Source organism: Curtobacterium sp. MCLR17_059, from assembly GCF_003234665.1.
GTDB classification, from domain to species: Bacteria; Actinomycetota; Actinomycetes; order Actinomycetales; family Microbacteriaceae; genus Curtobacterium; species Curtobacterium flaccumfaciens.
This window is the reverse complement of record NZ_QKSU01000001.1, coordinates 1-13,488: the sequence shown is the minus strand read 5'-3', so window position 1 is coordinate 13,488 and position 13,488 is coordinate 1. Positions and strand designations below refer to the sequence as shown.

Below are 13,488 nucleotides of genomic sequence, written 5' to 3'. Positions count from 1 at the left end.
TACATGACCAGATCGGACACTCCTCGCGTGCTCGTCCCCGGCGCACTCTGGACGGTCGCGGGAGTCGGATGGCTCGTCGGCGAAGCCGTCTCGGCGTCGGCGTTCCCCGGCTACAGCTACGCGACGAACTACATCTCCGACCTCGGGGTCCCCGGCGTCGGCACGTTCCAGGGGCGGTCGATCGACTCACCGCTGCACGTGCTCATGAACACGACGTTCATCGGACAGGGCGTCCTGTTCGGGATCGCAGCGGTGCTCGCCGCCGTGGTGTTCCGCGCCGCGTCCCGCCGTGCCCGGGTGGCGACCGCGGTCCTCGCCGTGGTCCACCTGGTCGGGATGGTCCTGGTCGGCTCGTTCCACGGCAGCCAGACGAGCACCGACGGCGGCACCATCGTGTTCCACGTGCTCGGCGCCGCGGCAGCGATCACGACCGGCAACCTCGTGGCCATCACCGCCGGCATCGGGTCCGGGGCGCTGCGGGCACCGGCGGCCTACCGGATCGCGAGCGTCGTGCTCGGGATCGTCGGCCTCGTCTCCCTCGTGATGCTCGTCGTGGACTCGTCGTCGACGGTGATCGAGGTGCTCCCCGACGGCGTGTGGGAGCGTGCGTCCGTGTACACGATCGTCGCGTGGGAGCTCCTGACCGGGATCGCCCTGCTGGTCGCAGGGTCGCGGCGCCTGCGGACGGCGCGGGCTTCGGCGGTCGGCGCGTGACCCGCCCTGCGCGCCGTGCTCGGCCCTCCGCCGAGGAGATCAACGGGGGCGTCCTGGACATCACCGCCGGACTCATCGCCCGACGCGGCATCAAGGACACCGCCGTGCAGGCCGTCGCCGACCAGGCCGGCTACTCGAAGGCGGGCATCCTCGCCCGGTTCACGAGCAAGGAGCTGCTCGTCGAAGCCGCGCTCGCGCAGTGCACCGCGCAGACCGAGGCGATCCGGGCAGCTGCCACCGCCGCCCCCGTGGGGGAGACCCGCGACGCCGCGGCGCTCGCAGGCATCGCCGACCTCGCTCTCGTCCGGCCGGGGTGGGCTGAACTCGCGCTCGCGGCGTTCACCCTGCGACGCGGGGACGACGTCGGCGTCCGGCTCGAACCGGTCGCAGCGACGCTCCTCGACGTGTTCGGCATCGACATGGCGGACGCCACGGCCACCCCGCTCGACCGGCGGGCACGGGTCTCCGGGGCGTTCGGTGCGATCGTGATGCTCGCGCTGACGTACGAGACCGAGGCTTCCGCGGCGGAGGCCCGGCCGCACGTGCTGCAGATCGGATGGGACGCCCTCGGCCACGACGGGCCCGTGCCGCTCGGGGCCGTCGGCCAGGCCCGCTCGGGGTCGTCGGCTAGGCCCGCTCGGACCTCGGCGGAGCGAGCAGCCACGGACGGATCAGCTTCGTCACGAACGGCAGCACCCAGAACGTCATGATCGGCGTGAGCACGACGGTCGTGATGAGCACCCGGGGCAGGATCGCGACGTGCGCGAACGCGGGGACGAGCCAGGCCATCAGGTACGTGAACGCGAGGTTGACCGGGAAGAAGCCGAGCCAGATGCTCACGGACTGCTTCCACCGCGGGGGAGCGCTCGAGGCCGGGGCGTCCTGCGGGACGTCGAACCACCCCTCGATGCCAGTGCGCTTCTCGACGCGGGACTCCACCACCAGGTCACGGCCCAGGTCGAGCCAGCGCAGCCGGTCGTCGGAGTTCTCCCACGTCGCCAGGGAGTCGTGGTCGGCGAACCGGTAGAGCATGTGCCACTCGCGGGACTGCGCGGTGGAACGCACCCACCCCGAGCCGAGGAAGCCGGGGTAGCGGTTCGCCAGGTTCACCCCGGACTGCACCCAGCGGGTGACCTCGGGGATGCGATCGGGTTCGACCAGGCGGGTGACGGAGACGGTGACGGGCGGGCCTGCGGTCTCGGATGACGACTGCAGGCTCCCAGGCTCTTGTGGAGTCATCCGACCAGTGTCGCGGACCCGTGTTTCCGGCTCGTGACACGTGCCTCGCGCGCCGGCTGAACGGATCCGCGTCGTCCTTCGACCACCGTCCCAGGCGGGTGCAAGACGATCATCTGGCGAACGCACCACCGAGAGGACCCAGATGCACCCCGAGCCCACCACCACCCTCATCGCCACCGTCGACGGGCCCGACGGCGGCACGTACGAGGTGCGGCGGCTGACGCTCCCGGTTGGTGCGTCGACCGGCTGGCACCAGCACGACGCACGCCAGACGGGTCTCGTGGTGCGCGGGGCGCTGACGCACGTCACCGAAGAGGCCACTCGGGTCGTCGGGCCGGGGCAGGCCCTGGTCGAGGAGCCGCGCCTCGTGCACGACGGCCGCAGCACCGGCACGGAGGACGCCGAGCTGCTCTACGTCGCCCACCTGCCGGCAGGTGCAGCGGCGTCGACCCCGGGCGAGCCACCAGCCAGCGAGGGGCCGGTCCGCAGCGCGCTCGTGACGGTTCCGCTGGGGCGGCCGCAGTTCGTCCACGCCCTGCGCTACACCGCGATGTACGCGCCGAAGCCCTTCGCCGAGGCCCTGCTCGTCTACCGGGACAACGGCACGTACACGATCCTGTCCCCGGGTGAGGACCACCACGGCTGCTACGTCTCGGCGACCGATCCCGCCGAGGGGATGCGGCACGTCGCGTTCATGTCGTGGCCGTCCGCGGACTGGGGCCGGAACATCGCATCGCACACCCTGACCTTCGAGGCCGCGAGCGGCGCGTTCACCCAGGAACTCCGGTTGCCGGGTGACCCGGTCCCGCGGGCGCAGTACGGGTACGCGGTGCCCGTCGAGGACCCGGAGTCGATCGACACCGGCGCCGGGTGGGCAGCGCTCCGCCAGCAGCACGCCGAGGTGTTCACCACGCTCGAGCGCCTGGCGGGCGGCGGGTCGACCGCGGCCTGAGCCGTCAGCTCGCCTGCTTCTTGGCGGCGGGCTTCTTGGCCGGGGCCTTCTTCGCCGGTGCCTTCTTCGGCGCCGACTTCGCGGTGGCCTTCTCCGTCGTGCTCTCCGCGGCCTTCTTGGCGGGCGCCTTCTTCGCCGGCGCCTTCCTGCCGGAGCCGGACGTGCCGGAGCCGGACGTGCCCGAGCCGGAACCGGACGACGACCGTGACGTCGACGACGAACGCGACCCCGAGCCTCCTGTCCGCTTCTTGTCGACGGACGCACGCAGGGCGGCCATCAGGTCGAGCACGTCACCGCCCTCGTCGTCGTCGTCCTCGTCGTCCTGCGCGCCGAAGGTCTTCTCGGTGTCGATGTCGTCGCCCGCCTCGAGCTTGGCGTCGATCAGCTGCTGCAGTTCCTCCTGGTAGGAGTCGGTGTAGCGGTCGGGGTCGAAGTCGGTGGACATGCTCTCGACGAGCGAGGACGACATCTTCAGCTCGTTGGCGCTGACCTTCACCGTCGTGTCGAGGGTCTTGAAGTCGGCAGCGCGGACCTCGTCGCCCCAGAGCAGCCCCTGCAGCAGGATGACCTCGTCGTGCACCCGGAGCACCCCGAGCCGCGTCTTCTGCCGCAGGGTGAACTGCACGATCGCCAGACGGTCGGTCTTCGCCAGGGTCTCGCGCAGCAGCACGTACGCCTTCGGCGAGCGCGAGTCGGGCTCCAGGTAGTAGGTCTTCTCGAACATCATCGGGTCGACCTGCTCGACGGGCACGAACTCGAGCACCTCGACCTCGTGCGACTGCTCCTCGGGAAGCTGCTTGAAGTCGTCCGCGGTGAGCACCACGGTCTTGTCGCCGTCGTCGTAGGCGCGCTGGATGTCGGCGTACTCGACCTCGTGGCCGAACTCGCACACCCGCTTGTACCGGATGCGGCCCTTGTCGTCGTCGTGGACCTGGTGCAGGGACACGTCGTGCGTCTCGGTGGCCGCGTAGACCTTGATGGGCACGTTGACGAGCCCGAACGCGATGGAGCCCTTCCAGATCGACCTCATGCGCACATGATGCCCGCCCGCACGCGTGCGTGCCCGGAGCCGACGGTTCCTCCACAGGTCCGTCGTCCGGGGGATCGTTCCACGGATGTCCGGTTCGCTGGACCGCCGCGAGGCCGGCGCGAGCACGATGGGCCCATGAGCCAGCTCGACAAGCAGGACCCGCGCGACCAGTTCCCCCGTCCGCCGTTCCCCGCGCAGACCCAGCAGGGGTCCGGGCTGGCGAGTGCGATGGACCCCGCCCCCGACCACGGCGAGACGAGCTACCTGGGCACCGGGCGGATGCGCGGGTACCGGGTGCTCGTCACGGGCGCGGACTCCGGCATCGGGCGCGCTGCGGCGATCGCGATGGCGAAGGAAGGGGCCGACGTGGCCCTGAACGCCCTGCCCGAGGAGCGCGAGGACCTCGAACAGGTCCGCGACGTCATCGGTGACCTCGGGCGCAAGGCCGTGCTGTTGCCCGGCGACCTGACGGACGAGGCATTCTGCGACGTCCTGGTGCAGGACGCCGTCAGCGAGCTCGGCGGCCTGGACGCGCTCGTGCTGGTCGCGGGCCACCAGCAGGTGCACGAGGACGTCACCGTGCAGAGCACCGAGGACTTCGACCGCACGATGAAGGTCAACCTGTACTCGCTGTTCTGGCTCGTCCGCGCTGCCGTCCCGCACATGGCGCCGGGCAGCTCGATCGTCACGACCAGCTCGGTGTCCGCGTACCAGCCGCAGGACCGCATGATCGACTACGCCGCGACGAAGGCCGCGATCATCACCTACACGAACGGGCTCGCGCGGCAGCTCGCGACCAAGGGTATCCGGGCCAACACGGTGGTGCCCGGGCCGGTGTGGACGCCCCTGCAGCCGATCAGCTACCCGGGCGACGAGATCGCGGCGTACGGCCAGGACACCCCGTTCGGTCGTCCCGCCCAGCCCGTCGAGCTCGGCAGCGCCTACGTCTACCTGGCCGGGCCCGAGTCGTCGTACACGTCCGGCACGACCCTGACGGTGGCGGGAGCGACCGGGGTGGCGTTGTGAGTCCCGCCTCGCGCAAGACCGTCGTCCTGGTCGGGGACCGTCGGCTCGCGCTCACGAACACCGACAAGGTGCTCTACCCCGAGACCGGCACCACCAAGGGTCGGGTGATCGAGTACTACGAGCGGGTCGCGCCGTGGATGATCCCGCACGTCAAGGACCGCCCGGTGACCCGGAAGCGCTGGGCCAACGGTGTCGAGGGCAAGGTCTTCTTCGAGAAGAACCTGCCCGACTCGGCCCCCGACTGGGTGCGGCACCACACCATCCACCACTCGGAACACGACAACGAGTACCCGATCGTCGACGACCTGCCGACCCTGGTGTGGATGGCGCAGCAGGCCGCGCTCGAACTGCACGTCCCGCAGTGGCGGTTCGGCCCCCGCGGCGCGCAGCAGAACCCGGACCGGCTCGTCCTCGACCTCGACCCGGGCGAGGGCGTGGGGCTGCCCGAGTGCGTCGAGGTCGCCGTGGCCGCGCGCGAGATCCTGCACGGCATGGGGCTCGACCCGTACCCGGTGACGTCCGGTTCCAAGGGCATCCACCTGTACGCGGCGCTCGACGGCAAGGCGACGACCGCGCAGGTCTCCGACGTCGCCCACGAGTTGGCCAAGGCCCTCGAGACGGACCTGCCGGACCTGGTGCTGTCGTCGATGAGCCGTGCCGAGCGGAAGGGCAAGGTCTTCGTCGACTGGTCGCAGAACAACGGCAACAAGACGACCATCGCCCCGTACTCGCTGCGCGGCCGCGAGCGGCCGACGGTCGCGGCGCCCCGCACCTGGAAGGAACTCGAGGAACGCGGGCTTGCGCAGCTCACGTTGGACGAGGTCCTCGAACGCCTGGAGGCCCGTGGGGACTTCCTGCACCCGGTCGCCTCCGCCTCGCTGGCCGTCGGGCGCGACGACCACGGTCACTGGGACAGCGACCGGACCGAGCGCGCGAACGACGCCGAACAGCCCGCACGTGACCGGCTCGCCGCCTACCGGGCGAAGCGGGACGCCTCGAAGACGCCGGAGCCCGTGCCCGAGGGAGCGCCCACCGTGCGGAAGGACGGCACACCGACCTTCGTCATCCAGGAGCACCACGCCACCCGCGACCACTACGACTTCCGGCTCGAGCACGACGGGGTGCTGGTGAGCTGGGCCCTGCCGAAGGGCGAGCCGACCGACCCGGGCAAGAACCACCTGGCCGTGCAGACCGAGGACCACCCGCTCGAGTACGGGTCGTTCGAGGGCACGATCCCGAAGGACGAGTACGGCGGCGGCACGGTCACGATCTGGGACGACGGCACCTACGAGCTCGAGAAGTGGCGCGAGGGGCAGGAGGTCATCGTCACCCTGCACGGTCGGGCCGGCGGCGCTCGCCGTCTCGCGCTGTTGCACACCCGCGGCCGTGGCGGCGGGGACGAGAAGAACTGGCTGATCCACCGCACGAAGGAGCAACCCGAACGGCTGGCGGACGACAGCGGCTCTGCCGGGCCGACGGTGGCGCGACGGTCGGACCGGCCGTCGGACGGGCACGGCGATGCGAAGCGCACCGGGCAGCGACGGATCAGCGGGGCCGCGGACGCTGAGACCCCGCCGTCGGAGCGCCGGACGATGCAGGCGACCCTGGCCAAGGGGGAGCCCCGGCTGGACCCGGCCGACTGGGCCTTCGAGATGAAGTGGGACGGGGTGCGCGCGCTGGCGACGGTCCGTGACGGGTCGGTGACCCTGCGCAGTCGCAACGACAACGACCTGACGGCCCAGTACCCCGAGCTGCAGGAACTGGGCGAGCGGGCCGGCGTGGACGGCGTGTTCGACGGTGAGATCGTGGCCGTCGACGATCGTGGCCGACCCTCGTTCCAGCTGCTCCAGAACCGCATGGGCCTGACGAAGGCGCGCGAGGTCCGGAGCGCGCAGGAGACGACGCCCGTGCGGTTCCTGCTGTTCGACGTGCTCGAGGCGGACGGGCACGATCTGACGCGGCTCGGCTACGACGCCCGGCGGCAGGCACTCGAGACGGTCGTGGACCCCGGCGGCGCGATCGACGTGCCGTCGGCGGTGCAGGGCGACCTCGACGCGGTGCTTGCGGCATCGCGCGAGCAGGGACTCGAGGGCGTCGTCGCGAAGAAGCGGTCGTCGAAGTACGCCGAGGGTCGGCGGTCCGAGGCCTGGCTGAAGCTCAAGCACCACGCCACGCAGGAAGTCGTCGTCGGCGGCTGGAAACCGGGCAGCGGTCGACGTGCCGGCGGGATCGGGTCGCTGTTGCTCGGGGTGCCCGGCCCCGACGGGCTGGAGTACGTCGGCAAGGTCGGCACCGGGTTCCGTGACCGCGACCTCGACGAGATCGCCGGTGTCCTCGCACCGCTGGAACGGAAGACCCCGCCGTTCGTCGACGTCCCACGACCCGACGCGCGAGATGCGCACTGGGTCACGCCGAAGCGCGTCGGCGAGGTCGAGTTCGCCGAGTGGACCGGCGACGGACGGCTCCGGCAGCCGTCGTGGCGCGGGTGGCGGGTGGACAAGGACCCGGACGACGTCGTGCGGGAGTCCTGAGGCACTCCGCTCGCTGTTGCCACATGCGTGCGCATGGGGTCCGCCCGTGGCGAACATCCGTCCCCCGCCCCGAGCCTGCGTGGGGGACAGTATCGGCACCGCTGGCCACGATCGGTCACGGGCTGTTACGTTCGCCGGGACGAAGGGGGCTTCGAAGATGAACTCGAGCAAGTACCTGCCGCCCTACACGGCTGCAGAGCGCGTCGCGATCGCGGGGGACGACCTGTCGCAGCGGACCGTCGAACCGGGCAGCGGCGCCACGGAGACCGAGGTCCGGTACGCGGACTTCCTCGCTGACGAGGACGACGACTGACCGGGGCGGTCTGAGCGGCTGACCGCCCGGCGGGCGGGACAGACCCGACGGCCCGCACGCTGGATCAGGGAGCGCACGGACCGTCGCCGGGGCACGTGACCAGTCGGTTCAGGGAGACCGACCACGAGGCCCCGCACCAGGCTCGCCGAAGCGCGACCGGTGGGTCCACTGGTGAGACGTGCCGAGCGACCGGATCGTCACACGAGCGGCAAGAAGAATCGCCGGGCGACCTCGATGGTCGCCCGGCGATCGCGTCGGCGCGGGGGGATCCTGTCGGATCAGGACGGGGTCAGGCCGCGGGTGCGGGGCCGTCGGTGGGCACCGCGTGGTCGGCCACGGGTGCGTCCTCTTCGATGAGTTCGTCCTCTTCCGGTTCGACCACCTCGGCCGCGGCGGCCTTGGCCTCGTCGATGGACTCCTGGGAACGGCGGAGCAGGTCGTCGTCGTGTGCTGCCTGATCGGTCATGCCCAGCAACCTACGCGGGCGTCCCTGTGTCGGCGTCCCGACGGCGGGCTCCGTGCGTCGGGTCGTGCCGGCCGGTGTGCGGTGGCTCGAAGTCCACCGCGGACGTCGGTGCGGGCGTCGAGGGCATCGCCGGGGCGGCCGGGGAACCGAACGCGTCGGCGGCGTCGAGCACCGCGCGGGTGGCGGCCACGGCCGTCCGGAGTGCATCGCGGACGGGCATCGCCCGGTGCGCGGGGGTCCGGACCTCGACGCCCCACGGCTCGTCGAACCCGAGTTCGCGCACGGTCCGCACGAAGCCGGGCAGGTCCCACGCCCCGGCACCGGGCAGGTACCGTGCCGTCCGGGACTCCTCGGCGAGGGTCATCCCGCTCGGGGTGTGCAGCAGTCCGTCGCTCAGCTCGACGGCTGCGAGGACCCCCGGTGCGACGCCCTGCCGGATCGACGCGAGCGTGGAGCCGCCGCGGAGCGCGTGCATGGCGTCGATGAGCAGGCCGCCGTTGGGGTGCCCGGCAGCGGCGACGAAGCGGGAGGCCCGTTCGATCGTGGGCAGGTTCGACCACGGTTCCGGTTCGAGCACGAGCTGCGCTCCGACCGCCTCGGCCTGGTCGGCGAGCACGACCCAGTCGTCGGCCATCGTCGCGGGGGAAGCTCCGGGCAACGAGGTGTCGGCGCGCGCCACCACCTGCCAGGCGCTCAGCGTCGCCGCGGCCTCGAGCACGACCCCGCGGTCGGCGTCCTCGTCCTGGGTGCGGCTCGTGCACGTCCACCACCGGTCGAGTGGTCCGAGCTGGACCCAGACGATGCCGGCGGCGTCGAGCATGCGGCGCAGTTCGGCGAAGCCCGTCGTCGCGCGGACCTCGTGCAGGTCGTCGAGGGACAGCGACAGGCCGGCGAACCCGGCGGCGCCGACGGCGTGCACGCGGTCGCGGATGCTCTCGTCGCCCGCCCACGTCCAGGACGTGGCGAGCAGGTCGTGTTCCAGCACGGTGGTACCTCCGGCAGTCCCGAGGTGTCCGCGTCGCCCCGTCGCGATGCGCCGCCCCGTGTCCGCCGCGGGCCCCACCCGCGACGATGCCCAAGACTTACCCGTGCTGCCTGCGAACGCTCCCAGCCCGTCGACACATCGCCGACACGTGCTTCAGACGATCCGGGTCCGGACCTCGCCGACGCCGGCGATCGTGCCGACGAGCACGGCGCCGCGTTCGAGCACGCCGACACCGTCCGGAGTGCCGGTCATCACGAGGTCGCCGGGCGCGAGCGCCACGGACCGTGACAGCGCCGCGATCGTCTCGGCGACCGACCAGATCTGGTCGGTCAGGTCGCCCGACTGCCGGAGTTCCCCGTCCACCGTCAGCTCGATCGCGCCGCTGGTCGGGTCGACCTCGGCCGCCGGGGTGATCGCCCCGATCGGTGCCGAGGCGTCGAAGCCCTTGGCCGTGTCCCACGGTCGCCCGAGTCGTTTCGCCTCGGCCTGCAGGTCGCGACGGGTGAGGTCGATCCCGACGGCGTAGCCCCAGACGTGTGCGAGGGCGTCGGCGACGGCGATGTCCGTGCCGCCGGTGCCGATCGCGACGACGAGCTCGACCTCGTGCTCCAGTTGCTGCGTCAGCGGCGGGTACGGGGTGTCGGCCCCGTCGACCACGACCGCGTCTGCCGGCTTGGTGAAGAAGAACGGCGGCTCGCGGTCCGGGTCGTGGCCCATCTCGCGGGCGTGCGCGGCGTAGTTCCGTCCGACGCAGAACACACGGCGGACGGGGAAACGCGCGCCCGTCGTCGTGGGCACGGTCGGGAGGCTCGGGGCCGGGATGACGAGTTCGGTCACGGTCCCAGCGTGGCAGGCTCGCAGGGCATCGGTTCAGCTCTCACCGAAGGACGCCTCGTCCTTGAGCTTCCGCGCCCGTGCGCGCTCCTGGCGTTCGCGCCATTCGATGCGCGCCTGACGGAGCTCTTCCTCGGCGCCCTTCGCCCGCATCATGGGCCCGTAGTGCGGGTCCGCCAGCAGCGCGGGCGTCGTCAGTTCACGTCCGTCGAGCCAGCGCTTGAAGTCCTTGTCACTCAGCTTCGAGATCATCGTTCGCTCCTTCGATCGTCGCTGTGGTCAGGTCGTCGAGTGCCTGGCCGACCCAGCGGTCGTCCGCGGTCGTCCAACTGCGGGTCACCAGCGCAGCCGACATCACACCGGCGGCCGCGCTGTCCTTCGTCGTCCGAGGTCGCCCGGTCGGCGACCCACGACCAACGCTGCCACCACAGGTCGCGGTGCACCGAGAACTCTGCATTTCGCCGTCCTGCGCGCCCGTCGAGCACCGAGGCGACGAGCGCACCCAGCGCGACGGTCGCGCTCGTGACCGACACGAGCGCGCTGATCCAGCCGATGTCCATGCCGGAACCCTGACAGCACGGAACCGGCCACGCGGCGGGCGTGACCGGTCCTGTGGAGGGCGATCCGGGCCTCCAGGCATGTGGAGGAGTGCGTCAGTTGCCGGGCGCGGCCGCCTCGGTCTCGCCCGCACCCGGGTCGCCGCCGGTCCCGCCGCTGGCGGGCTCGTCCTGCGGCCAGCCCGCGAACTCCCACCCCGCGAGGGAGGGGTGGTCCTCGCCCTTCGTGTACGCGAACGTCCGCGCGGCGTCACGCGCCTCGGACAGCTTCGTGAGCAGGTCGGCGTGCGCCTCGGCGTCCACCCGCGTCAGGGCGTCGTGGGCCAGGGCGAAGCGGTCCATCTCGTTGCGCATGAGCATGTCGAACGGCGAGGTCGTCGTGCCCTGCTCGAGGAACCCGTGCACGTGCAGGTCGTCGTGCCCGTTCCGGCGGTACGTCAGCTGGTGCACGAGGGTCGGGTACCCGTGGAACGCGAAGACCGTGGGCGTGCCGGGCAGGAAGAGCGCGTCGTACTGCTCGTCCGGGATCGGGTGCTCGTGCTTGCGCGGGTCGCCGAGCGCCAGCAGGTCGACGACGTTGAGCACGCGGACCCCGACGCCGGGAGCGTGCTTCCGGATGATGTCGGTGGCGGCGATCGCCTCGACCGTGGGGACGTCACCGGCGCAGGCGAGCACGACGTCGACCCTCCCGACGGCCTGCTCGGTGCCGGCGAAGTCCCACACGCCGAGTCCGGCCTGCGCGTGCGCGACCGCGTCGTCGAGGGACAGGAAGACCGGCTCCGGGTGCTTGCCCGCGACGATCACCTCGATGCGGTCCGTGGTCTCCATCGCGTGCGCGGCGACGGCGAGCAGCGTGTTGGCGTCGGCCGGCAGCTTGATCCGGACGAGGTCCTGCTGCTTCGACGCGACGACGTCCAGGAACCCGGGGTCCTGGTGGGAGAACCCGTTGTGGTCCTGCCGCCAGACGTGCGACGAGAGCAGGAGCGACAGGTTGGACACCGGCACGCGCCAGTCGATGTCGGTCGAGGACTCCAGCCACTTGGCGTACTGCCCGACCATCGAGTCGATGATGTGGGCGAACGCCTCGTAGGTGTTGAGCATCCCGTGCCGACCGGACAGCACGTAGCCCTCGAGCATCCCCTCCAGCAGGTGCTCGGACAGGACCTCGGTGACCCGCCCGCGTGCGGCGAGGTGCTCGTCGCCGGCGGCGCGCTGGGCCCGCCAGACGCGCGAGGTCACGTCGAAGACGGCGTCGAGCTTGTTCGAGATCGTCTCGTCCGGTCCGAACAGCCGGAAGGTCGAGGCGTTCTTCTCGATGAGTGCGGCGAGCCAGGGGCCGAGCGTGCCCGTGGCCGATGCCGTGGAACCGGCCTCAACCGCGTACGGCTCGAGCGGCGGCCGGTCGAGCGCGGTCCGCAGCCGACCGCCGTTGCCGTGCGGGGTGGCACTCATCCGCTCGTCACCGGTCGGACGGATCGTGGTCATGATGCCGACGGGGTGGCCGTCCTCGTCGAAGAGCTCCTCGGGGCGGTACGAGCGCATCCACTCCTCGAGCTGCGCACGGTGGCCGTCGTCCTCGCGCACCGCGGGCAGCGGCACCTGGTGCGCGCGGAAGGTCCCCTCGACCTGCTCGCCGTCGACCTCCTTCGGGCCGGTCCAGCCCTTCGGGGTGCGCAGCACGATCATCGGCCAGCGCGGACGCAGGTCCGCGGCACCGGCGGGCTGCCCCGCGGCGGCACGGGCGGCCTGGGCGCGGGCAGCGGCCTGGATGTCGTCGATGCCGGCGAGGGCGCGTCGCAGGGCACCGTCGAACAGGGCGTGGACCGCGTACGGGTCGTCGTCGACGCGGCGGGAGTCGACCACGATCGGGTCGTAGCCGAGCCCGCGGAAGTACGCGGTGAGGTCCTCGTCGGGGATGCGGGCAAGGACGGTCGGGTTCGCGATCTTCCAGCCGTTGAGGTTGAGGATCGGCAGCACGGCGCCGTCGGAGACCGGGTCGAGGAACGTGTGCGCCTGCCACGAACCGGCGAGCGGACCGGTCTCGGCCTCACCGTCACCGACCACGCACGCGACGACGAGGTCCGGGTTGTCGAGCGCCGCACCGTAGGCGTGCGACAGCGAGTAGCCGAGTTCACCGCCCTCGTTGATGGAGCCGGGGGTCTCCGGGGCGGCGTGCGAGGGGATGCCGCCGGGGAACGAGAACTGGCGGAAGAACCGCTGCAGGTCGACGTCCTGGTACAGCTCGTTCCACGTGCCGTCCAGCCAGGCGTTCGCGTTCATCGCCGGACCGCCGTGCCCCGGGCCGCAGATGTACAGGAACTCGCGCCCGGTCTCCGTGATCAGCGCGTTGCAGTGCGCGTACACGAGGTTCAGTGCGGGGGAGGTGCCCCAGTGGCCGAGCAGCCGCGGCTTGACGTCGTCGGGTTCGATCGGCCGACTGAGCAGCGGGTTGTCCAGCAGGTAGATCTGCCCGACCGTCAGGTAGTTCGCGGCGCGCCACCAGGCGTCGACCGCCCGGAGCCGGTCGGTGGTGGAGATGTGTGCTGGAGCCATGGGTACACGGTACGAAACACCGGGTTGCGGCACCTCAGGAAACTCGTCCCAAACCGTTCGGGCGGGGGCGCCGAATGACTTGCACAGGGCAAAAGCCCAGGGCGCTCTCCGGTCACAGTTGGCCGGTACTCAGTGTGTGCACAGTGCACATTCGGCCACCGGCCGGAGCGCCTCCAGAGCAAAGGACTGATCACGATGCGTAAGAGCCTCAAGACCTCCATCACCCTCGCCACGACCGGCGCCCTCGTCCTCGGCGGTGCCGCGTTCGGGATCTCCTCCGCCCAGGCC

14 protein-coding genes are annotated in these 13,488 nt (G+C 71.5%); 6 read left to right on the top strand and 8 right to left on the bottom strand.

Annotated features, from left to right (window positions below; all coding sequences use genetic code 11):
• Positions 1-3 precede the first annotated feature (3 nt).
• Complete coding sequence (locus DEJ12_RS00055) at positions 4-714, top strand: DUF998 domain-containing protein (protein WP_111028617.1); 711 nt, start codon at positions 4-6, stop codon at positions 712-714.
• Positions 711-1,424, top strand: coding sequence for a TetR/AcrR family transcriptional regulator (locus DEJ12_RS00050; RefSeq protein ID WP_181433186.1), 714 nt, complete (start codon positions 711-713; stop codon positions 1,422-1,424). The genes DEJ12_RS00055 and DEJ12_RS00050 overlap by 4 nt, the downstream gene beginning before the upstream one ends.
• On the opposite strand, the gene DEJ12_RS00045 is transcribed toward DEJ12_RS00050, so the two are convergent.
• Complete coding sequence (locus tag DEJ12_RS00045) at positions 1,342-1,953, bottom strand: antibiotic biosynthesis monooxygenase (RefSeq protein ID WP_111028615.1); 612 nt, start codon at positions 1,951-1,953, stop codon at positions 1,342-1,344. The genes DEJ12_RS00050 and DEJ12_RS00045 overlap by 83 nt on opposite strands.
• A gap of 142 nt (positions 1,954-2,095) precedes the next feature.
• On the opposite strand from DEJ12_RS00045, the gene DEJ12_RS00040 reads away from it, so the two are divergent.
• Entirely contained in the window at positions 2,096-2,905 is an 810-nt protein-coding gene (locus DEJ12_RS00040) for a cupin domain-containing protein (RefSeq protein ID WP_181433185.1), read from the top strand.
• A gap of 4 nt (positions 2,906-2,909) precedes the next feature.
• Here the strand turns inward: DEJ12_RS00040 and DEJ12_RS00035 are convergent, their stop codons facing one another.
• On the bottom strand, positions 2,910-3,935 hold the full coding sequence (locus DEJ12_RS00035; protein ID WP_111028614.1) for a Ku protein: 1,026 nt from the start codon (positions 3,933-3,935) through the stop codon (positions 2,910-2,912).
• 135 nt (positions 3,936-4,070) lie between these two features.
• On the opposite strand from DEJ12_RS00035, the gene DEJ12_RS00030 reads away from it, so the two are divergent.
• From DEJ12_RS00030 to DEJ12_RS17880, 3 genes are all read left to right on the top strand, one after another.
• Positions 4,071-4,961 carry an SDR family oxidoreductase gene (locus DEJ12_RS00030; RefSeq protein WP_111028613.1) on the top strand — a complete coding sequence of 297 codons (891 nt, stop codon included), beginning with the start codon at positions 4,071-4,073 and terminating at the stop codon, positions 4,959-4,961.
• Complete coding sequence (locus DEJ12_RS00025; protein WP_111028612.1) at positions 4,958-7,492, top strand: ATP-dependent DNA ligase; 2,535 nt, start codon at positions 4,958-4,960, stop codon at positions 7,490-7,492. The genes DEJ12_RS00030 and DEJ12_RS00025 overlap by 4 nt, the downstream gene beginning before the upstream one ends.
• A gap of 157 nt (positions 7,493-7,649) precedes the next feature.
• On the top strand, positions 7,650-7,805 hold the full coding sequence (locus DEJ12_RS17880) for a hypothetical protein (protein ID WP_163343166.1): 156 nt from the start codon (positions 7,650-7,652) through the stop codon (positions 7,803-7,805).
• A gap of 289 nt (positions 7,806-8,094) precedes the next feature.
• Here the strand turns inward: DEJ12_RS17880 and DEJ12_RS17875 are convergent, their stop codons facing one another.
• The 6 genes from DEJ12_RS17875 to DEJ12_RS00005 all read right to left on the bottom strand — a co-directional run bounded on the left by DEJ12_RS17875 (position 8,095) and on the right by DEJ12_RS00005 (position 13,200).
• On the bottom strand, positions 8,095-8,271 hold the full coding sequence (locus tag DEJ12_RS17875) for a hypothetical protein (protein WP_155896953.1): 177 nt from the start codon (positions 8,269-8,271) through the stop codon (positions 8,095-8,097).
• 10 nt (positions 8,272-8,281) lie between these two features.
• Positions 8,282-9,256, bottom strand: coding sequence for a sugar phosphate isomerase/epimerase (locus DEJ12_RS00020; protein ID WP_146248751.1), 975 nt, complete (start codon positions 9,254-9,256; stop codon positions 8,282-8,284).
• Positions 9,257-9,409: 153 nt separating this feature from the next.
• A complete protein-coding gene (locus DEJ12_RS00015; RefSeq protein WP_111028610.1) occupies positions 9,410-10,093 on the bottom strand; it encodes a fumarylacetoacetate hydrolase family protein in 684 nt (227 codons plus the stop codon).
• Positions 10,094-10,126: 33 nt separating this feature from the next.
• Positions 10,127-10,342, bottom strand: coding sequence for a hypothetical protein (locus tag DEJ12_RS00010; protein WP_110893998.1), 216 nt, complete (start codon positions 10,340-10,342; stop codon positions 10,127-10,129).
• Positions 10,339-10,650: a hypothetical protein gene (locus DEJ12_RS17750; RefSeq protein ID WP_146245618.1), complete on the bottom strand. Its 312-nt coding sequence runs from the start codon at positions 10,648-10,650 to the stop codon at positions 10,339-10,341. Before DEJ12_RS17750 ends, DEJ12_RS00010 begins: the two co-directional genes overlap by 4 nt.
• Before the next feature lie 93 nt (positions 10,651-10,743).
• Positions 10,744-13,200, bottom strand: coding sequence for a phosphoketolase (locus DEJ12_RS00005; RefSeq protein ID WP_111028609.1), 2,457 nt, complete (start codon positions 13,198-13,200; stop codon positions 10,744-10,746).
• Between the last annotated feature and the right edge of the window lie 288 nt (positions 13,201-13,488).

Excerpts from the sequence above, each read along its gene's own strand:
- DEJ12_RS00055 (WP_111028617.1), top strand. The coding sequence starts at position 4 with ATGACCAGATCGGACACTCCTCGCGTGCTCGTCCCCGGCGCACTCTGG.
- DEJ12_RS00045 (WP_111028615.1), bottom strand. The coding sequence starts at position 1,953 with ATGACTCCACAAGAGCCTGGGAGCCTGCAGTCGTCATCCGAGACCGCA.
- DEJ12_RS00040 (WP_181433185.1), top strand. The coding sequence starts at position 2,096 with ATGCACCCCGAGCCCACCACCACCCTCATCGCCACCGTCGACGGGCCC.
- DEJ12_RS00035 (WP_111028614.1), bottom strand. The coding sequence starts at position 3,935 with ATGAGGTCGATCTGGAAGGGCTCCATCGCGTTCGGGCTCGTCAACGTG.
- DEJ12_RS00030 (WP_111028613.1), top strand. The coding sequence starts at position 4,071 with ATGAGCCAGCTCGACAAGCAGGACCCGCGCGACCAGTTCCCCCGTCCG.
- DEJ12_RS17880 (WP_163343166.1), top strand. The coding sequence starts at position 7,650 with ATGAACTCGAGCAAGTACCTGCCGCCCTACACGGCTGCAGAGCGCGTC.
- DEJ12_RS17875 (WP_155896953.1), bottom strand. The coding sequence starts at position 8,271 with ATGACCGATCAGGCAGCACACGACGACGACCTGCTCCGCCGTTCCCAG.
- DEJ12_RS00010 (WP_110893998.1), bottom strand. The coding sequence starts at position 10,342 with ATGATCTCGAAGCTGAGTGACAAGGACTTCAAGCGCTGGCTCGACGGA.
- DEJ12_RS17750 (WP_146245618.1), bottom strand. The coding sequence starts at position 10,650 with ATGGACATCGGCTGGATCAGCGCGCTCGTGTCGGTCACGAGCGCGACC.
- DEJ12_RS00005 (WP_111028609.1), bottom strand. The coding sequence starts at position 13,200 with ATGGCTCCAGCACACATCTCCACCACCGACCGGCTCCGGGCGGTCGAC.